The sequence below is a fragment of the Cobetia sp. Ld8 genome (assembly GCF_045066615.1).
GTDB classification, from domain to species: domain Bacteria; phylum Pseudomonadota; class Gammaproteobacteria; order Pseudomonadales; family Halomonadaceae; genus Cobetia; species Cobetia amphilecti.
This window is the reverse complement of sequence record NZ_JBISHF010000008.1, coordinates 1,042,702-1,060,587: the sequence shown is the minus strand read 5'-3', so window position 1 is coordinate 1,060,587 and position 17,886 is coordinate 1,042,702. Positions and strand designations below refer to the sequence as shown.

The following is a 17,886-nucleotide window of genomic DNA, read 5'->3' as shown; positions in this document are numbered from 1 at the left end:
TTCCTTTCACGTGAAGCCGGGGAGAGTCGGGACGGCGCGAAGCCTACCCTGTGCGGGCGCTGGACGCAAAAACGGGCCATATCAATGACATGGCTTACTCGTTGATATTTACGCCCTCTATTTCGTTTTCCGGCTCAAGTTCAGTTTTTTTACTGTCTTTTACCTTCGAATGATTTTGTGTTTTTGTATCCAATGAGTATTTGTAATCATTTTGTATGTAGTCTTTTAAGTGTTCCCTGAGCAAGTCCATCTTTAGTTGCGTCCTTAGATGAAATTTTTCCGTGTCAGTGAGAGACAGGCCTTGGCTGGAAGCTTTAGATACATCTGTAGCTATTATGCTTATTTTAGATAGATTGAGTCCCTGTTTATTTGTTTTTATTATCTCTGATATAAATATTTTAGCAATTTTGTAGCATGAATGGATAATGGCGGCAGCTATTATCACATAAGGCATTCGCGTGATCAAAATTGAAAGTATATCGATATTCTCTGGGCGCTTGTATAAGACTGTTAGATCAGCAGCGTTATTAAATAGGGCGACAGTGATAAGAGATATTATTAGTATTGGCAATAGAGCCATCCACATATAGCGGCTATTGGTTAAGGCGCTCTGCCGTACAAACTGACTTAATTCACTTGGAAATAGATTGATGTTATCCTTTAATTTGGATAATTCGGTTTCTTTGCTTGCTATCTGAGTATTAAGCTCTCTTTGTGTGCTAGTTCTTTGTTCGATGATATTATTTAGTTCTTGTTGTCTTGTTATAGTGTTTTTTTCTTCTTGTTTCAGCTCATCTATATAAGATTTTTTGGTGCTAACTATTTTTTCTAAATCGTTTAATTTAAGTCCTAAATCCTCACATTCTTGCTTATAATTAGATATTTCATTTTCTAAATCGGACTTTTGCTCTTCTAGATAATCAGCTTTATTTATTCTATCTTGTGCTAGTTCAATTTGTGCATTTGCTTGAGTTATAGCTGGGCTAGTGTTTTTTTCTATTTCCGAAATTATTCTTTCTTTTAGCTTTTCTAGATTAGAAAGATCCTGGCACACCTCTAGGAAGCCTTCCTGAGTGTAGCCATGAACTTCAATTTTCTGAATAGTAGTTTCTTCAAGGTACCTTTTTTCAGGCTTAAAGCAGAATTCTGTTACGAACGCGTTGGGAGCTATAGTAACAGTATTGTCGTTAACTTTTATAGATCGTGCTGCTTTTATATTATGATTTTTTGATGAGTACTCAATGTCGAATTTGTTTGAATTCGAATAGCCGGATAGTAGTATTGTGATTTTTGATATAAAAACGGGTTCTTGAAGAGAGAGATGATACCATTTAGATTGCCCTTGCAAAACTGAGTTTGAAGAAGGGTTTAATAGTTTTGTTAACTTTCTGTTTTGATTGTTGAAAAAATTGAACGAGATGTTCGTGGTAGGTTTTAAGTTGAAATTCTTAATGCTGTTAATAGCTTCGCTATTATCTATTGTGTTCAATATTAAGCCCTCAGATTTTATTATCTTAAAAGGGATGTTCTATTGCTGTGTTTATAGAAGAGGGGGGGCTGCCCCCCTCCTTCTATAAGCTAAAAAATCAATCCCAGCTCAGGGCACCGCCGACCTGATATTCGGTGACGCGCGTCTCGAAGAAGTTCTTCTCCTTGCGCAGGTCGATGATCTCGGACATCCACGGGAACGGGTTCTTGGCGCCCGGGAACTGCTCCTTGAGGCCCAGCTGCGCGAGGCGACGGTTGCAGATGAAGTGGAGGTATTCCTCCATGATGGCCGCGTTCATGCCCAGTACGCCGCGCGGCATGGTGTCACGCGCGTATTCGATCTCGAGCTGGGTGCCTTCCAGAATCATCTGGGTGACTTCGTCCTGGAATTCGGCGGTCCACAGGTGCGGATTCTCGACCTTGATCTGGTTGATCACGTCGATGCCGAAGTTCAGGTGCATGGACTCGTCACGCAGGATGTACTGGAACTGCTCGGCGACGCCGGTCATCTTGTTGCGACGACCCATGGACAGGATCTGGGAGAAGCCGCAGTAGAAGAAGATGCCTTCGGTGACGGCGTAGAAGCCGATCAGGTTGCGCAGGAATTCCTGGTCCGCTTCCGGTGTACCGGTGTGGAAGTCGGCACGCGCCAGCGCCTGGGTGTGCTTGAGGCTCCAGGCGGACTTGCGCGCCACGGAGTCCACTTCACGGTACATGTTGAAGACTTCGCCTTCGTCCATGCCCAGTGACTCGATGCAGTACTGGTAGGCGTGGGTGTGGATCGCCTCTTCGAAGGCCTGACGCAGCAGGTACTGGCGGCACTCCGGGTTGGTGATGTTCTTGTAGACGGCCAGCACCAGGTTATTGGCGACCAGCGAGTCGGCAGTGGAGAAGTAACCCAGCGAGCGCATCACGATCAGGCGCTCGTCTTCGGTCAGGCCGTCCTGGCTCTTCCACAACGCGATGTCCGCGTTCATGTTCACTTCCTGCGGCATCCAGTGGTTCGCGGAGCCGTCGAGGTACTTCTGCCATGCCCAGTCGTACTTGAAGGGCACCAGCTGGTTGACGTCGGCGCGCGCATTGATCATGCGCTTCTCGTCGACCTGAATGCGCTGGGCACCCATTTCCAGTTCTTCCAGACCCTTGGCCACGTCGAGATCGTCCAGCGCCTGCTGGGCGCGGGCGATGCGCTCGGCATCGCTGATCGCGTAGCCTTCGCTGTTCTCGCTCGCGACGACAGCGTCAGCCGCCGGGGCAGCGGCGGGAGCTTCGGCCTGCGGCGCCGGTTTGGCCGTCGCCGGCTTCTCGGCAGCGGGGGCTTCGTCTTCGTGGAAATCGTCCCAGTTCAACATGTTGCGTTCCTCGTGTTCGGTGATGGTCACGCGGGCAGTCAGCGTGACGAAAAGGCAGGGGCGGTGCGTTCTACGACGCGAGCGCCATCGAGTGGCGTGGCTCCCACAGGGAGTCAGGCCCGGGCTTGTTTCGAGGGAATGTCAGGAGGCAGTGATTGTTGGTGGCGGCACAAGACCGAGCGGGGCTCGGTCTTGTGGATTTGCCGCAGTCCGCCCGCAAGGTGTGTCCTGGCAGGCGGTGAGTCAGCGTCGTCAGCGGACTCGGGTCTGGCGCAATCGCTTACTGACAGGCCTCACAGCCCAACTCATCGATGTTGCTGGCGGAGGGGGCGCGCTGGCCGCTCTTGCCCTGCAGGAAGTCTTCGATGCCGCGCGGTTCCGGCTTGGCTTCCGGTGCCGGGGTCGGCGCGGGAGCAGGTGCCGGAGTCGGTGCATTGCCGACGGCGTTGTGCTTGCTGCGATCGACGGTGGATTTCTCCACGGCGGTCGCACCCAGAGCACGGAGGTAATAGGTGGTCTTGAGGCCACGGAACCATGCCATGCGGTAGGTCACGTCCAGCTTCTTGCCGGACACGCCCTGGATGTACAGGTTCAGGGACTGGGCCTGATCGATCCACTTCTGACGACGCGAGGCGGCTTCGACGATCCACTTCGGCTCGACTTCGAAGGCGTTGGCGTACAGCGCCTTGAGGTCTTCCGGGATGCGCTCGATCGGCTGCACGCTGCCGTCGTAGTACTTGAGGTCGTTGATCATGACCTCGTCCCACAGGCCGCGCGCCTTGAGGTCGTTGACCATGTAGGCGTTGACCACGGTGAACTCGCCAGACAGGTTCGATTTGACGAACAGGTTCTGGTAGGTCGGTTCGATGGACTGCGAGACACCACAGATGTTGGAGATCGTCGCGGTCGGCGCGATCGCCATCACGTTGGAGTTGCGCATGCCCTGGGTGCGGACCTTCTCGCGGATGTAGTCCCAGTCCTGGGTCTGGCTTTCGTCCATCTCGATGTAGTCGGCGCCACGCTCGGTCTTGAGCTTCTCGATGGAATCGATCGGCAGGATGCCCTGACTCCACAGCGAACCGTCGAAGCTCTCGTAACGACCACGCTCGGCGGCCAGATCACTGGAAGCTTCGATGGCGTGATAGCTGACGAGTTCCATGGATTCGTCGGCGAAGGTCACGGCTTCTTCGGAGGCATAGGCGATGGACTGCGCGTAGAGCGCATCCTGGAAGCCCATGATACCGAGGCCGACCGGGCGGTGACGCATGTTGGAGCGACGCGCCTGCGGTACGGCGTAGTAGTTGATATCGATGACGTTATCGAGCATGCGCACGGCGGTACGCACCGACTTCTTGAGCTTGTCGCCATCCAGCTTGCCGTCGATGACGTGCTGCGCCAGGTTGATCGAGCCCAGATTGCAGACCGCGATCTCGTCCTCGGAGGTGTTGAGGGTGATCTCGGTGCACAGGTTGGACGAGTGCACGACACCGGCGTGCTGCTGCGGGCTGCGCAGGTTGCACGGGTCCTTGAAGGTGATCCACGGGTGGCCGGTCTCGAACAGCATGGAGAGCATCTTGCGCCACAGATCACGCGCCTTGACGCGCTTGAACAGCTTCAGCTGGCCCTGACGGGTCATCTCCTCGTACTGCTCGTAACGCGCCTGGAAGGCCGCGCCGTAGAGGTCGTGAAGGTCCGGGCAGTCGGACGGCGAGAACAGGGTCCACTCGGTGTCATCGAAGACACGCTTCATGAACAGGTCCGGCACCCAGTTGGCGGTGTTCATGTCGTGGGTACGACGACGGTCATCACCGGTGTTCTTGCGCAGGTCGAGGAATTCCTCGACGTCCATGTGCCAGGTTTCCAGATAGGCACAGACGGCGCCCTTGCGCTTGCCACCCTGATTGACGGCAACGGCGGTGTCGTTGACGACCTTCAGGAAGGGCACGACGCCCTGGGACTTGCCGTTGGTGCCCTTGATGTAGGAGCCCAGCGCACGCACCGGCGTCCAGTCATTGCCGAGACCACCCGCCCACTTGGAGAGCATGGCGTTGTCGCGGATGGCGCCGTAGATGCCGTCGAGGGCGTCCGGCACGGTGGTCAGGTAGCAGCTGGACAGCTGGCTGCGACGGGTACCGGCGTTGAACAGCGTCGGCGTGGAAGCCATGTAGTCGAAGCTGGACAGCAGCTCGTAGAACTCGATGGCACGGCCTTCGCGGTCTTCCTCGTTCAGGGACAGGCCCATGGCGACACGCATGAACATGACCTGCGGCAGCTCATAGCGCACGTCGTTCTGGTGCAGGAAGTAGCGGTCGTACAGGGTCTGCAGGCCGAGGTAGGTGAACTGGTTGTCACGCGTGTGATCGATGGCCGCGCCGAGACGCTCCAGATCGAAGGTGGCCAGTTGCTCGTCCAGCTGCTCGAAGGCGATGCCGCTCTCGATGTAGGCCTTGAAGGCGACCGGGTAGTGGTCCTTCATCTCGCCGAAGGTGGCCTCGTCAGCGACCTTGAGGAAGCTCAGGGCTTCGCGGCGCAGGTTGTCCTGCAGCAGGCGGGCGGTGACGTAGGTGTAGTTCGGGTCCTTCTCGACCAGCGTACGCGCGGTCATCATCAGCGCGGTGGACACGCCATCGACCGGCACGCCGTCGTACAGATTCTTCAGGGAGTCATCGACGATCTTCTGGGCATCGACGTTGGAAAGCTCTGCGCAGGCATCGAAGACGAGGGTCTCGATACGGCCCAGATCCAGCGGGCGCACGCTGCCGTCGAGGTGCGTGACGTTGATGGTCGGGTGCGGCTTGGCGATGCCGTCGCTCTGGGCGCTGCGGGCACGAGCGTGCTCATCGCGGTACAGCACATAGGCACGGGCGACCTTGTGCTCGCCGGAACGCATCAGCGCCAGCTCGACCTGATCCTGGATGTCTTCGATGTGCAGGGTGCCACCGTCAGGCATGCGACGCTGGAAGGCGTCGGTGATCTGGCTGGTCAGCTGCTGAACCAGGTCGCGGATGCGCGAGCTGGACTCGACCTGATCGCCTTCCACGGCGATGAACGCCTTGGAGAGAGCGACGGAGATCTTGCTGGCGTCGAAGGCCGCAACATCGCCATTGCGCTTGATGACGCGCAGGCGCTGGGGGGCAGTCACGTCGACTGTCGCCTGATCGGTGCTGAAAGTGGAATCCATGACGCCTTCCTGAATCGTCTGAAGGTGAATCGTTGCCCGTTAGGGCTCGAGGGCAATTCGTATCGGGGCGCAGGCTGGAAATTCCTGCCGGCGCCCGGGGATATTCTGTCGTCGTCAGCCTTGTCGTCGAGAAACTCGATCAGGCTCAGGCGGGGCAATCGGCGCCCGGGCTGAGCCTGATAGCGTTCATGAGACACGGTTCCAGCAGCCTTGCTTGACTGCCGTCCCATACGCTGATTCATGCTTTCGGGGCTTGACAATCGTCGCCATGATCTATGGGTGTCGACGTCGCCAAAACCCTACATATGGGGTGTGAGCTGGTTTTGGACACAAGATAGTGTTGTTTGGTGGGGCGTGCAAGTGGATAACTTGTGGGTAAGGTGTGGTTGAAAATCCGGCCTTGCCGCTGGGGGATGTCAAGAGTTCAGGTGTTAAATTTTCTGCGCTCCGTCAATGCAGATGGTGCCTGCGCTGCTGGCGCGTAAACGCCCAAATTGGCGTATCATTCGTGACAAATCACCCTGAAAAGGTTACGACGTGGCACAGGAAAGTAACTGCTTGTGAGCTGCTGGCCACGTTGACCCAACGATGCGGATGGAATGCCCTTGGATACCAATGCGCAAGAACATGTATTGATTGTTGAGGATGACGAGCGTCTGGCGACACTGACGCGCGAATACCTCGAAGCCAACAACTTCCGCGTGAGCGTCGAGAATGACGGCGCGCGGGCGGTGGACCTGATCATCAGTCTGCGCCCCGACATCGTGATTCTGGACCTGATGCTGCCGGGCGAGGATGGCCTGTCCATCTGTCGTCGCGTGCGGCCTCAGTTCGCCGGGCCGATCCTGATGCTGACGGCGCGTACCGATGACATGGACCAGGTGCTGGGTCTGGAGATGGGCGCCGACGATTACGTGCCCAAGCCGGTGCAGCCGCGTGTATTGCTGGCACGCATGCGGGCCTTGCTGCGTCGCGCCGATGGCCCCGAAGTGGCCGCCGGTGAGACGCGCCTGGTGTTCAATGATCTCGAGATCGACAACGCCACCCGTGAGGCATGGTTGGCGCGCGAGCGCATCGAACTGACCAGTGCCGAGTTCGACCTGCTGTGGCTGCTGTCCTCGAATGCGGGACGCGTGCTGACGCGCGAGGAAATCTTCTCTGCGCTGCGCGGCATCAAGTACGACGGCCAGGACCGCTCCATCGACGTGCGTGTCTCGCGCATCCGCCCCAAGATTGGCGATGACCCCAATCATCCTGAGCGGATCAAGACGGTGCGCAGCAAGGGATACCTGTTCGTCAAGGACCTCTAGACGATGCGCCGGGCTCTCTCCGACAGCATCTTCCTGCGTGTCTATGTCGCCTTGCTGGTGGCATTGGTGCTCACGCTGGGCATCGCGCTGGGCGGCTTTCAGCTGACCAACATGGTCCGGCTTGAGGCCTACCAGACGCGTCTGGGCGCGGCGCCGATGCGCCTGCTGGTGAGCCAGATCGCGGCCACGCCGGAGGCTGAGCGCGGGGCCTTCCTCAATCGGACCGCCCGCCTCCTGGATGGGCGGTTGTTGCTGGCACCGGCGGCGGTCTTTGACCCCAGCTGGTGGGAGCAGCGACGACTTGAGGCCGGGCGGCCGCTGGTGCGGCCGCATGATGACGCCGGCTGGCAGCTGCTGATGGCGGTGCCGGGCGAAGAGAGAGTGCTGGAATTCCGGTTGCTGCATCTCGCGGAGCGGCAGTTGCGCGGGTTGATGGTGTCGCTGCATGACACCCTGCAACCCATGAATGCCGAGCAGCGCAGCGACTTGCTGGCCCAGCTGCAGCAGGCCTCCGGTCTGTCCTTCGCGCTGCTGCCGGACATTCCGCAGAATCTCGATGCGCAGCAGGCCAGTCGCCTGGAGGCCGGTCGGGTGGTGCTCAACGTGGCCAGTCACGGCCAGGCGATGGCGCTCTATACTCGTCTGGGGGACCGCGCCATGCTCAAGGTCGGCCCCATTCGCGGCTTCGAGACGACACCGCCGGCCTTGATCATCGCCATGATACTGGCGGTCATCAGTCTGCTGGGCGGCGTCATCTATCTGGTGGTGCGTTCACTGGAGGCGCGCCTGACGCGTCTGGAAAAGGCCGCGACCCGCATCGCGGGCGGCTATCTCGATACGCGGGTACGCATCGAGTCCAATGACTTTCTCGGGCGTCTCGGCATGGCCTTCAATGGCATGGCCGAGCGGGTGCAGGGGTTGCTGGGCGCGCAGCAGGACATGATTCGGGCGGTCTCACATGAATTGCGCACGCCGGTGGCGCGTATCCGCTTCGCGCTGCAGATGATCGAGGACATGGTCGATGATGATTTCGTCCAGCGTCAGATAAAGGGCGCAGACGGCGACATCGAGGAACTCGACAAGCTGATCGACGAGATCCTGACCTACGCACGCCTCAACAATGCCGCCGGTATCCAGCTGGACCTCGGCATGGTGGATTGCCGCGAGATCGCGGAGCAGGTCTGCGAGACGCTGGCGCCGTTGCATCCTGAGTTGCTGCTGAGCATCGAAGGCGAGGCGCTGGAAGTCGAGGCCGAGGCACGCTATCTGCAGCGGGCGCTGCAGAATCTGGTCTCCAATGCCTGCCGGCACGCGGACTCCCGTGTACTGGTGCGCATCACCAGTGACCCGCAGGTGGTCAGGCTCGATGTCGAGGACGATGGCCCCGGCATCAACGAGGAAGATCGCAAGAAGGTCTTCAAGCCCTTCGCGCGCCTGGATGATTCGCGTACGCGTGCCTCCGGCGGCTACGGGCTGGGGCTCTCCATCGTGCAGAAGATCCTGCATTCCCACGGCGGCAGTGTGGTGGTGGACAAGGGCAGGTCGCTCAAGGGCGCGCGCTTCAGCCTGTTGCTGCCACTGACCTCCAGTCAGCTGGAACGCAAGGCGCCTGTGCCCTTGCCGCCGGTCAAGCCGCCGTCACTCCAGGACGAGCACGCCACCTGATCACGACCGTTTGAGGAATCGGCCATGCGGGAATCTTCCTTGTCACTGCATCCTGACTTGATCGGCGCGTGGCGGCTCGAGCGTTTCTGGTATGCCTGGCCGGATGGACGCGAGCTGGAGCCGCTGGGCGAGTGCAAGGGACAGCTGCATTACATGGCCAATGGCTATATGAGCGTGCAGCTGGTGTCCTGTGAGCGTCAGCCTCTGGGAATGGCGCCGACGGATGATCAGCTGGTCGCCGCCTTTCGTGAGGGCTTTGCCTACTGTGGGCGCTGGCAGTGGGACAGTGAGCGGGAGGAGGTCTGCCATCATCTGTCGCTGGCCACGATCGCCGATTGGGATGAGGTGACGCTTGTGCGGCGCGTCACGCTCGAGGGAGACCGCCTGCTGCTGGGCACCGATGCGCCGAATCTGCAGCTGCCCGAAGGGGGATTCCTGACCTGGCTGGAGTGGCATCGATTGGCGACTGTGTGAAGTGATTGTCGAAAAGGCTTGACGTGATCATGGGTTAGCGTGCAATGTAGCCCCTGTTGGATAGCAAGACGCACCACTCAGTCGCCTGTGCTGCTCGGTAAATCGCCTTGAGCGCCCCGAGAAGCCTCGCTGATTTGATGCATGGTTTTGCTTTGCCCACGCTCTTCGGGTAATGCCCGTTATTTCAAACATGCTAATCAGAGAGGAATTTCTCATGGCTACAGGTACAGTTAAGTGGTTCAACGACGCTAAAGGTTTTGGTTTCATCGCTCCGGCTGACGGTGGTGACGATCTGTTCGTTCACTTCTCCGAAGTCCAGGCTGATGGCTTCAAGACTCTGCAGGACGGCCAGCAGGTCTCCTTCGACGTGACCCAGGGCCAGAAAGGCCTGCAGGCAGCCAACGTCAAGGCTATCGACTGATCATCACTCATTGCGGAATGCTTTCCGCTTGAGATGATAGATGTCAAGAACCGCCCCAGCTCATGCTGGGGCGGTTCTGTTTGTGCTGAAGAAAAGTCTTTTGCGTAGCCGTAGTGATATGGCGCGAACAGGCAGTGATCAGCAGATACACGAAAGCCCCACCAATCGATGCCTTGCGGCCTGTCGAGTGGTGGGGCTTTCGTGTATCCATTCCTCGTAAGCGCTGAGGCTCGGGTATCAGGCAGGCTTCACGCCACTCAGCACCTCGAATGATGTCTCACGGGCGGTACGCAGGAAGTCGTCCATCCACGGCGTGCCGAGCAGATCTTCTCTGACGGCGGCGTAGAGTGTCGCCCAGACACCGTCGCCCAGCGACAGGCCACGCACGTAATCGCGCGTCAGATACTCGGCCAGCGCCCAGTTGGGGAGCGCCGTGACGCCGCGGCCGCTGGCGACCAGCTGCATCATCATCACCGTCATCTCGGCGCTGCGGATCTCGCGCGGGCTCACGTTGGCCGGTTCGAGGAACTGGGTGAAGACGTCCAGGCGATCATGCTCGACCGGATAGATGATCAAGGTCTCGTCACACAGGTCCTGCGGCTCCACATGGCCCTTGATGGCCAATGCATGCTGGCGTGCCACGGCCAGCATGACCTCATAGCGGAACAGCGGAATGTACTGGATGCCGGTCATCTCCACCGGGTTGGCGGTGATGACCAGGTCCAGCTGCTCGCGGCCCAATGCCTGCAGGGGAGCGAAGCTGTGGCCCGAGGGGATATCGACTTCAATCTCCGGCCAGTGATCGCGGAAGCGGTCCACCGTCGGCATCAGCCACTGAAAACAGCTATGGCACTCGATGGCCATGTGCAGCCGGCCCTGCTCGCTACCCGCCATGCGGGCAATGTCGCGCTCAGCCATGCGGAACTGCGGCAGTACCTGCTCTGCCAGCGACAACAGGCGCTGTCCGGCGCGGGTGAACTCCACGGGGCGCGTCTTGCGGATGAACAGCGGCGCGCCCAGGCGCTCCTCGAGGTCCTTCAGCTGATGGGACAGGGCGGACTGGGTGAGGTGGACACGCTCCGCGGCTTCGACCAGCGAGCCAGCATCACGCAGGGCCAGCAGGGTACGCAGATGGCGCAATTCAAGCATGATGAATGGTGCTCATGTTGAGAGGTTGAGAAAGATGTGTTGTGAACGGCAAGTGGAGACAGGCCAGTTGAGACAGGCAAGCCGAGAACGTTGAGTTGAAACTCCTGGCGCAAGCCGCGAGCGGGTCAATCACTCCCGCGTGACTGGATCAGTGGGGGAGTGGCAGCGGGATCTCCCCCTGCCAGACCACCGCCGTGACGCGCGTCTGCTCGAGAGCGCTCATGATACTGTCTCATATTCATGGCGATTGGCGTATCACTCGGGGCGGCGGAACACGAAGGGCGCCGGAGGGTGTCATGCAAGGCCGGCAGGGCACGCGCCTTGTACCCTCAGTGCATTCCCATCCCCACAAGCCCCACTGCGCTTGATAGACTTTGGCAGGGTGCGCCAGGAAGGCCGCCGTCTCCGCCTTGAAGTCCAGCCATGCCGCAGTGTCTCGTCGCGAGAGTGCTGCGCTGCATCTTGTCGTCCGACATGCCCAGGGAGGGTCCATCATGTCACGTCATTGCTGTCGTCTTTTTGTCATTTTCCGTGCGTTGCCCCATAGGTGGGCCGCGAGCCTCACGCCAGGGATGATCGCTGCCGGTCGAGCGGGCTTGCGCCTGTCGCCTCTGGCGGTGCCCCTGCTGCTGGCGGGATGTACCTCCCTGCCGTGGAGTCAGGATGCCGCGTCAGGGACGGATGCTGGCCAGCCGCCGCTGAAGGTGCCGGCCCCCGCGCAGGACCCGGGCCCCGTGGTGCATGAGGTGGCGAAGAAACCTGCGCCGCCCAGTGCGGAATCACTGGGCAAGGCCGCTGCCGTGACCTTGCCCTCCAGTTTTCTGCCACCGCCCCGGGCGAGTGAGTATCAGGTGTGGCGCTGCACTCCGGCGCAGGATCTGCTGATGGCCTTCAGTGAAGGCGACGCCGAGGCGTCGCATGACTGGTTGCGACTGTGGTCACGCCGGCATGCCTATACCCTGGAGCGGGTCGTCAGTGCCTCGGGCGAGCGCTATCAGGCCAATGCCGGTGCATCGCCGGCCGAGAAGGCGTCTGGTGGTGTGAAGGTGTTGCCCGGTGAAGTGGGGCTGGAGGTGTGGTTCAAGGGTTCCGAGGCGATGCTGCAGAATGCCCGCGGCAATCTGGAATGTGTGCAGGATGATCGGCGCGTGATTCATCCGACGACGCAGAAGCCGCTGTTGGTGGCGCAGGGCAATGAGCCCGGCTGGCAGGTCAGTCTCGACAGCGAGCACAACCTGCTGACGCTGACGGCCATGCAGAGCTTGCTCGAGTCGCCGCACGAGGCGCAGGCATCCGAGCGCTCTGCAGAGGCGGAGGCTGGCGCGCGCTCGTCAGGTGTCCAGGTGGTCAAGCTGCCTTATCGGGTCGCCCGCGAGGAAAATGATAGTCGTGTGCTCAAGGCGCAACTCCCGGCTGACGGCAAGCAGGGCGAGCCATTGCAGCTGGTGGTCGCGCCGGGTGCCTGCTTCGATTCCATGCAGGGTGCGCCCTATCCGCTGACGGCGACCCTGACGATTGCGGGACAGGAATTGAAGGGCTGTGGCGAGGCGTTCCGTTATCAGTCGGCAGTCGAATAAGGGTGACGACTGACTAATTGTCCGCTTTTTTCGAATGATATGGGCGATTTAAGTCGCTTTTCGTGTGGAATGGTTCATTTATCATGCTGTGCATGCGGATCGGGTCGAACACCGTCGACAGGATCGCGCCTCACTTTCATGGAGACCCTCCACATGTCAAAAGCTTCGCTCAATGTCCTGCTGGTGTCTGCTTCCCTGTTCGCCGACAAGGGCAATTCACGTGCGCTGGCCTCATCCTTCGTCAGTGCGCTCGAGGCCTCCGGGCAGCCATTTCAGCTGACGCATCATGATCTGGTCGAGCGTGACCTGCCGCATCTCGATGGCGCGGAAATGCAGGCCTGGATGACGCCGGCGGATGAGCGTAGCGCCGAGCAACGCAAGCTCGCCGCACTTTCCGATGGTTTTCTGGCCGAGCTGAGAGCGGCAGACCTGCTGGTTGTTGCGGCACCGCTCTACAATCTGGGCCTGCCGACGCAGATGAAGGCGTGGTTCGACCGGGTGCTGCGTGCCGGCGAGACCTTCCGCTATACCGAGAAAGGGCCGGTGGGCCTGCTGGAAGGCAAGCAGGCGCTGGTACTGGCGGCGCGTGGCGGCATGTACGCGGGCACTGAAATGGATTCCCAGACACCGCACCTGAAATCCATGCTCGGGCTGATGGGTATCACGGATCAGCACTTCGTGTATGCCGAAGGCCTCAGCATGGGCGATGAGCCCCGGGCCGCCTCGCTGGCCGAGGCCAAGGCTGCCATCGCCAATCAGGTGGAAGCCCTGCAGTTCCGCTGAGAGAAGTGAAAACACGAACGCCATCGCCGCCCGGACAAGGGGTGGCGATGGCGTTCGTGTTTGTGCACAGCCAAAGGGAATCGCTGGCGCCGGTCAGTCGCTGGTGCAGATCAGTCGCGGGAATCGAGCACTTCCAGCGCTCCCTTGAGGCGCGCATGCAGTTCTTCCAGCGGCGGCTGGGCGCCGCCTTGCGGCCAGCCCGCCGTCAACACCACGCCATCGGCACCATAGTCGCTGGCATCCACCGGCACATCGTAGCCGCTCAACCAGTGGCGAACATCGGCTTCATGGGCGAAGCCGACTTTCAGGCGCCTGGGCGTGCGCGGTGTGAAGGTCGTGGTGGGCAGGTGCTCGAGCCCCTCGAGCACCGCGCGGCTGTATGCGCGCGCCAGGCCACCGGTACCCAGCTTGATGCCGCCGAAGTAGCGGATCACCACGCAGGCCACCTGGCCGACGCCACTGCCTTCGAGCACCTGATACATCGGCCTGCCAGCAGTGCCGCCCGGCTCGCCATCATCGGAGAAGCCGATGGCGTTCTGCTCATTGGGCGCCCCGGCGATGAACGCCGTGCAGTGATGGCGTGCGTTGGGGTGGGCGAGATGCGCCTGAGCCAGCAGCCGCGTCATGCCTTCTGGCGTCGGGGCATGGGCCAGCCAGGCGATGAAGCGGCTCTTCTCGATCTCGATGCTGTGTTCATGGTGCGCCTCGGGCGCCAGTGCCGGTATCAGATAGGTCATGGCACCATCTTACCAAAGCGTCGCCCTCAGTGAGTGACGGCATTGCCGCGCACCACGCCCATCACCATGCCCAGCACTTCGATATCGGCATTCTTGAGATAGATGGGGGCCATGCTGTCGTTGGCCGGTTGCAGGCGCACGCCGGTCTTCTCGATATACAGCTTCTTCAGCGTCACTTCCTGCTGATTGATCATCACCACGGCGGTCTCGCCGTTCTCGGCGCTTTCGCTGCGTTCGATGATGATGATGTCGCCATCATGGATATTGCAGTTGATCATCGAATGGCCGCGCACGCGCAGAGCGTAGGTATTGCGGCGCACCATGCGCGTCGGCACGGCAACCGTACCGCAGTCGGCGATGGCTTCGATGGGCATGCCGGCGGTGATGTTGCCGAGCAGCGGGATATCCATCATGTCGCTGGCGGTGATTTCCTGCCAGGCCTGGTCATTGAGCGGCAGGTTGTGAAGACGCTGAAGGTAGTGCGGAGCGTGAAGACGTGACATGAGCTATCCCCTGATGCCGTGCGGTCGGCGCGGATGGTGCGTCGGCCTGCGGTGCAGCGTGGAGGGTCGTCAGGCTGAGTTCATCTGTCGCCTGCTAGGCTCCGCGAACATGCTGACAACGCGTTGAGCCGACCCGATCAGTCTGTGCCTGCACTCGGCAGGCGTGTGATGAAGGTACTGTATGGATACTGTTTTTGTATACAGTGCCTGCATCATAGCAAGCTCTCGCGAAGTGGCAAGAGGTGAGCGGATCGACCAGCGCCAATCCAGCGAAAGTGTGTCGTATGAATGTGCACCACATGTCGCTGATATATTTCTCGAGTGCTTGACTGCCCGTCATGGCGGGGCTGCGAGGTCAGGCGATCGGCTGCTCGGTGGTCAGTGTCGACCTCAGCTCGTAGAATGGCTCGCAGTGACCCCACGGGGTCTGCCCTTGATGTCGCACTCCGCGACGGCTCAGCCGCGAGAATCCGGGATGCCCAGCCTGCCTGCCAGCGATGAAGTCTGTAGCGCGCCGCCTCTGTTGGCGGTCGTGGCGCTCGGCTGTGAGCGTGATGAACGCTGGCTGTTCGAGGGACTGGATCTTTCGCTGCATGCGGGAGAGATTCTGCAGGTCGAGGGCCCCAATGGCAGTGGCAAGACGACCCTGCTCAAGATTCTGTCCGGTCAGTTCCATGACTACGAGGGCGAGGTGCTGTGGCGCGGCCAGCCCACCTCGCGGGTGCGTGACGACTTTCTGGGCTCACTGCTCTATCTGGGTCACCAGCCCGGCATCAAGGGCACCCTGACCGCAATGGAAAACCTTGCCTGGTATCAGGCGCTTGGCGGTCAACCGCAGGCGAAGGCAGAGGCCCGCCGCGAGCTCGCCTGGGCAGCGCTGGACGCCGTGGGGCTGGCCGGTTTCGAGGATGTGCCTGCCCAGCAGCTGTCCGCCGGTCAGCAGCGACGTATCGCGCTGGCGCGGCTGCACCTTACGCCACGCCGGCTGTGGGTGCTCGATGAGCCCTTCACCGCCATCGATCGTGACGGCGTTCAGGCGCTGGAGGCATTGCTGCTGGCTCACGCCCAGCGTGGGGGCAGCGTGGTGATGACGACTCATCATCGCTTCTCGCAGGCCTCGCGCTTGCGCCGCCTGTGCCTGGGCGCGAAGGAAGGGGAGAAGGCCGAACAGGGATCAGAACAGGGGCTAGAACAGGGGCTAGAGCAGGGTTCAGAGCAGGGCGTGGGCGGGAAAGACACAGCCTCGATACAAGGCGCCTCGGCATGAACCATGAGCTGCTGACGGCACTGCCCGAGGCCCCGCCCACCAGTTCGCTGGCCGGTGCCTTCAAGGCGACCCTCGCGCGCGACCTGCGTCAGGCGCTGCGCCGACGCAGTGAGCTGATCAATCCTCTGGTGTTCTTCGCCCTGGTGATCACGCTGTTTCCGCTGGGCATCTCACCGGACAAGGCGCTGCTGGCGACGCTGGCGCCGGGCCTGTTGTGGGTGGCGGCGTTGCTGGCGACGCTGCTGTCACTGGATGGTCTGTTCCGGCAGGATCTGGAGGACGGCAGTCTCGAGCAACTGTTGCTGACGCCGCAGCCATTGCCGTTGCTGGTGCTGGCCAAGGTGGCAGGCCACTGGCTGCTGACCGGCCTGCCACTGGCGCTGATGGCGCCCTTGCTGGGCGTGATGCTGGGGCTGCCGAGCGGCGCCTTTGGCGTGTTGATCGCCTCGCTGGCGCTGGGCAGCATGAGTCTGTCATTGATCGGCGCGATCGGTGCGGCACTCACGGTGGGGCTGCGGCGTGGCGGAGTACTGCTCTCGCTGATCATCCTGCCGCTGTACATTCCGGTGCTGATCTTCGGTGCCGGCGCCGTACAGAGCGCCGTCAACGGCATGCCCAGCCTGGCCCATCTGGCCATTCTGGGCGCGATGCTGGCGCTGGCCTTGCTGCTGGCGCCACTCGCCATCGCCGCCGGACTCAGGCTGAGCATCAATGGCTAGCCCGATCAAGAACTGCATGACGCTGCCCGAGCATTCTCGGGCATTCGCAAGGCTCTTCATTGCCCCTGACAAGAGGCCCGTGTGACCGCCGACTCCGACTCTCCTCAAGCGCCTGCCCGCAAGGTTCGCCCCCGCAAGGGCGGGCTATGGCCGTGGCTGCATCGCATGGGCGCACCGGCGACCTTCTTCGCGGCCAGCCAGCGCTGGCTGCCGTGGCTCTGGGCCCTGGCGATCATCGCGCTGGTGGCCGGCAGTATCTGGGGGCTGGCCTTCGCGCCCGCCGACTACCAGCAGGGCAACAGCTTCCGCATCATCTATGTGCATGTGCCGGCGGCGATTCTCGCCCAGTCGTGCTTCATGCTGCTGGCGGTGTGCGCGCTCATCTTCCTGGTGTGGAAGATCAAGCTGGCGGACATGGTCGCCACGGCCGCCGCGCCCGTCGGTGCCCTGATGACGGCGCTGGCGCTGTTTTCCGGCTCGGTGTGGGGCATCCCCACCTGGGGCACCTGGTGGATCTGGGATGCCCGGCTGACCTCGATGCTGATCCAGCTGTTCCTGTATCTGGGCGTGATCGTGCTGCGTGGCTCCTTCGCCAGCCGTGACAGCGGTTCGCGCGCGGCCTCGATCCTGGCGCTGGTCGGCATGGTCAACATCCCGATCATCAAGTATTCGGTGGACTGGTGGAGCACACTGCATCAACCGGCCACCTTCACGCTCAGCGAAGCGCCGCCGATGCCGGCCAGCATGTGGATTCCCTTGCTGATGATGGTGATCGGCTTCTACGCCCTGTTCGGCGCGCTGGTGCTGATGCGCACGCGGGTCGAGGTGCTGAGGCGCGAGAGTCGCAAGCAGTGGGTGCGTGATCTGATGAGTCCGTCTTCGCGTGCGCGCCCCGATGCTGCGGTAGTCGCGACAGAAGGGGACAAGCCATGAACCTGCCGGGCACTGCCTTCTCGAGTGTCAGCGAGTTCTTCGCCATGGGCGGCCATGCGCTGTATGTGTGGTCGGCCTGGGGGCTGACGGCGGCGTGTCTGGTGGGGCTGGTGATCGCCACGCGGCTGTCGCGTCGCGCGCTGGAGGCGGATATCCGTCGCCGCCTGCGCCGTGACGCTTCCCGTCATTCTTCGCACCCTGCTTCACACCGCGCTTCGCATCGTTCGTCACATCAGGTTTCGCGCCACAGCTCTCGTGATTGAACCTGTTTTCTCCCTCCCGCGGCGGTTGTCCCGCTGGCCGCGAGAGGCTTGACCGTCCCTTGCC

The 17,886-nt window shown here is 60.7% G+C and carries 16 protein-coding genes; 10 read left to right on the top strand and 6 right to left on the bottom strand.

Features of this window, described 5'->3' with window-relative positions:
* Positions 1-94: 94 nt before the first annotated feature.
* The 3 genes from ACJJV2_RS15320 to ACJJV2_RS15310 all read right to left on the bottom strand — a co-directional run bounded on the left by ACJJV2_RS15320 (position 95) and on the right by ACJJV2_RS15310 (position 6,021).
* Positions 95-1,489 (bottom strand): hypothetical protein, encoded by a 1,395-nt coding sequence (locus ACJJV2_RS15320; protein WP_405282058.1) that lies wholly within the window; start codon positions 1,487-1,489, stop codon positions 95-97.
* Between the two features lie 97 nt (positions 1,490-1,586).
* Positions 1,587-2,840: a ribonucleotide-diphosphate reductase subunit beta gene (locus ACJJV2_RS15315; protein WP_043334709.1), complete on the bottom strand. Its 1,254-nt coding sequence runs from the start codon at positions 2,838-2,840 to the stop codon at positions 1,587-1,589.
* Between the two features lie 280 nt (positions 2,841-3,120).
* Positions 3,121-6,021: a ribonucleoside-diphosphate reductase subunit alpha gene (locus ACJJV2_RS15310; protein WP_043334707.1), complete on the bottom strand. Its 2,901-nt coding sequence runs from the start codon at positions 6,019-6,021 to the stop codon at positions 3,121-3,123.
* Between the two features lie 605 nt (positions 6,022-6,626).
* On the opposite strand from ACJJV2_RS15310, the gene ACJJV2_RS15305 reads away from it, so the two are divergent.
* From ACJJV2_RS15305 to ACJJV2_RS15290, 4 genes are all read left to right on the top strand, one after another.
* The gene (locus ACJJV2_RS15305) at positions 6,627-7,331 is read left to right on the top strand and encodes a response regulator (RefSeq protein WP_394805763.1); all 705 of its coding nucleotides are present in this window, start codon (positions 6,627-6,629) and stop codon (positions 7,329-7,331) included.
* A gap of 3 nt (positions 7,332-7,334) precedes the next feature.
* The gene (locus ACJJV2_RS15300) at positions 7,335-8,996 is read left to right on the top strand and encodes an ATP-binding protein (RefSeq protein ID WP_405282055.1); all 1,662 of its coding nucleotides are present in this window, start codon (positions 7,335-7,337) and stop codon (positions 8,994-8,996) included.
* 24 nt (positions 8,997-9,020) lie between these two features.
* Positions 9,021-9,470, top strand: a complete 450-nt coding sequence (locus ACJJV2_RS15295; RefSeq protein WP_043333697.1) for a lipocalin-like domain-containing protein — start codon at positions 9,021-9,023, stop codon at positions 9,468-9,470.
* Positions 9,471-9,684: 214 nt separating this feature from the next.
* Positions 9,685-9,891 carry a cold-shock protein gene (locus ACJJV2_RS15290; protein ID WP_043333698.1) on the top strand — a complete coding sequence of 69 codons (207 nt, stop codon included), beginning with the start codon at positions 9,685-9,687 and terminating at the stop codon, positions 9,889-9,891.
* Between the two features lie 237 nt (positions 9,892-10,128).
* On the opposite strand, the gene ACJJV2_RS15285 is transcribed toward ACJJV2_RS15290, so the two are convergent.
* Positions 10,129-11,040, bottom strand: coding sequence for a LysR family transcriptional regulator (locus ACJJV2_RS15285; protein WP_054555293.1), 912 nt, complete (start codon positions 11,038-11,040; stop codon positions 10,129-10,131).
* A gap of 596 nt (positions 11,041-11,636) precedes the next feature.
* On the opposite strand from ACJJV2_RS15285, the gene ACJJV2_RS15280 reads away from it, so the two are divergent.
* Entirely contained in the window at positions 11,637-12,617 is a 981-nt protein-coding gene (locus tag ACJJV2_RS15280) for an MliC family protein (RefSeq protein WP_405282052.1), read from the top strand.
* Between the two features lie 153 nt (positions 12,618-12,770).
* Entirely contained in the window at positions 12,771-13,400 is a 630-nt protein-coding gene (locus ACJJV2_RS15275) for an FMN-dependent NADH-azoreductase (protein WP_043333701.1), read from the top strand.
* A gap of 110 nt (positions 13,401-13,510) precedes the next feature.
* Here ACJJV2_RS15275 and ACJJV2_RS15270 read toward each other — a convergent pair whose 3' ends face one another.
* Together ACJJV2_RS15270 and ACJJV2_RS15265 are read right to left on the bottom strand one after the other, a co-directional pair.
* Positions 13,511-14,137, bottom strand: coding sequence for a YigZ family protein (locus ACJJV2_RS15270; RefSeq protein WP_317292573.1), 627 nt, complete (start codon positions 14,135-14,137; stop codon positions 13,511-13,513).
* 26 nt (positions 14,138-14,163) lie between these two features.
* On the bottom strand, positions 14,164-14,640 hold the full coding sequence (locus ACJJV2_RS15265; protein WP_043333703.1) for a LexA family transcriptional regulator: 477 nt from the start codon (positions 14,638-14,640) through the stop codon (positions 14,164-14,166).
* 475 nt (positions 14,641-15,115) lie between these two features.
* Here ACJJV2_RS15265 and ccmA point away from each other — a divergent pair, with 475 nt between their 5' ends.
* The 4 genes from ccmA (at position 15,116) to ccmD (ending at position 17,822) form a co-directional block, all read left to right on the top strand.
* A complete protein-coding gene (gene ccmA, locus ACJJV2_RS15260) occupies positions 15,116-15,907 on the top strand; it encodes a cytochrome c biogenesis heme-transporting ATPase CcmA (protein ID WP_405282050.1) in 792 nt (263 codons plus the stop codon).
* The gene (gene ccmB / locus ACJJV2_RS15255; RefSeq protein WP_043333704.1) at positions 15,904-16,626 is read left to right on the top strand and encodes a heme exporter protein CcmB; all 723 of its coding nucleotides are present in this window, start codon (positions 15,904-15,906) and stop codon (positions 16,624-16,626) included. The genes ccmA and ccmB overlap by 4 nt, the downstream gene beginning before the upstream one ends.
* 165 nt (positions 16,627-16,791) lie before the next feature.
* A complete protein-coding gene (locus ACJJV2_RS15250) occupies positions 16,792-17,559 on the top strand; it encodes a heme ABC transporter permease (protein ID WP_405282253.1) in 768 nt (255 codons plus the stop codon).
* Entirely contained in the window at positions 17,556-17,822 is a 267-nt protein-coding gene (gene ccmD, locus ACJJV2_RS15245) for a heme exporter protein CcmD (RefSeq protein WP_405282048.1), read from the top strand. Before ACJJV2_RS15250 ends, ccmD begins: the two co-directional genes overlap by 4 nt.
* The last annotated feature ends 64 nt before the right edge of the window (positions 17,823-17,886 follow it).

Coding starts and splice junctions, on each gene's coding strand:
- ACJJV2_RS15315 (WP_043334709.1), bottom strand. CDS start 2,840: ATGTTGAACTGGGACGATTTCCACGAAGACGAAGCCCCCGCTGCCGAG.
- ACJJV2_RS15310 (WP_043334707.1), bottom strand. CDS start 6,021: ATGGATTCCACTTTCAGCACCGATCAGGCGACAGTCGACGTGACTGCC.
- ACJJV2_RS15300 (WP_405282055.1), top strand. CDS start 7,335: ATGCGCCGGGCTCTCTCCGACAGCATCTTCCTGCGTGTCTATGTCGCC.
- ACJJV2_RS15295 (WP_043333697.1), top strand. CDS start 9,021: ATGCGGGAATCTTCCTTGTCACTGCATCCTGACTTGATCGGCGCGTGG.
- ACJJV2_RS15290 (WP_043333698.1), top strand. CDS start 9,685: ATGGCTACAGGTACAGTTAAGTGGTTCAACGACGCTAAAGGTTTTGGT.
- ACJJV2_RS15285 (WP_054555293.1), bottom strand. CDS start 11,040: ATGCTTGAATTGCGCCATCTGCGTACCCTGCTGGCCCTGCGTGATGCT.
- ACJJV2_RS15275 (WP_043333701.1), top strand. CDS start 12,771: ATGTCAAAAGCTTCGCTCAATGTCCTGCTGGTGTCTGCTTCCCTGTTC.
- ACJJV2_RS15270 (WP_317292573.1), bottom strand. CDS start 14,137: ATGACCTATCTGATACCGGCACTGGCGCCCGAGGCGCACCATGAACAC.
- ACJJV2_RS15265 (WP_043333703.1), bottom strand. CDS start 14,640: ATGTCACGTCTTCACGCTCCGCACTACCTTCAGCGTCTTCACAACCTG.
- ccmA (WP_405282050.1), top strand. CDS start 15,116: ATGCCCAGCCTGCCTGCCAGCGATGAAGTCTGTAGCGCGCCGCCTCTG.
- ccmB (WP_043333704.1), top strand. CDS start 15,904: ATGAACCATGAGCTGCTGACGGCACTGCCCGAGGCCCCGCCCACCAGT.
- ACJJV2_RS15250 (WP_405282253.1), top strand. CDS start 16,792: ATGGGCGCACCGGCGACCTTCTTCGCGGCCAGCCAGCGCTGGCTGCCG.
- ccmD (WP_405282048.1), top strand. CDS start 17,556: ATGAACCTGCCGGGCACTGCCTTCTCGAGTGTCAGCGAGTTCTTCGCC.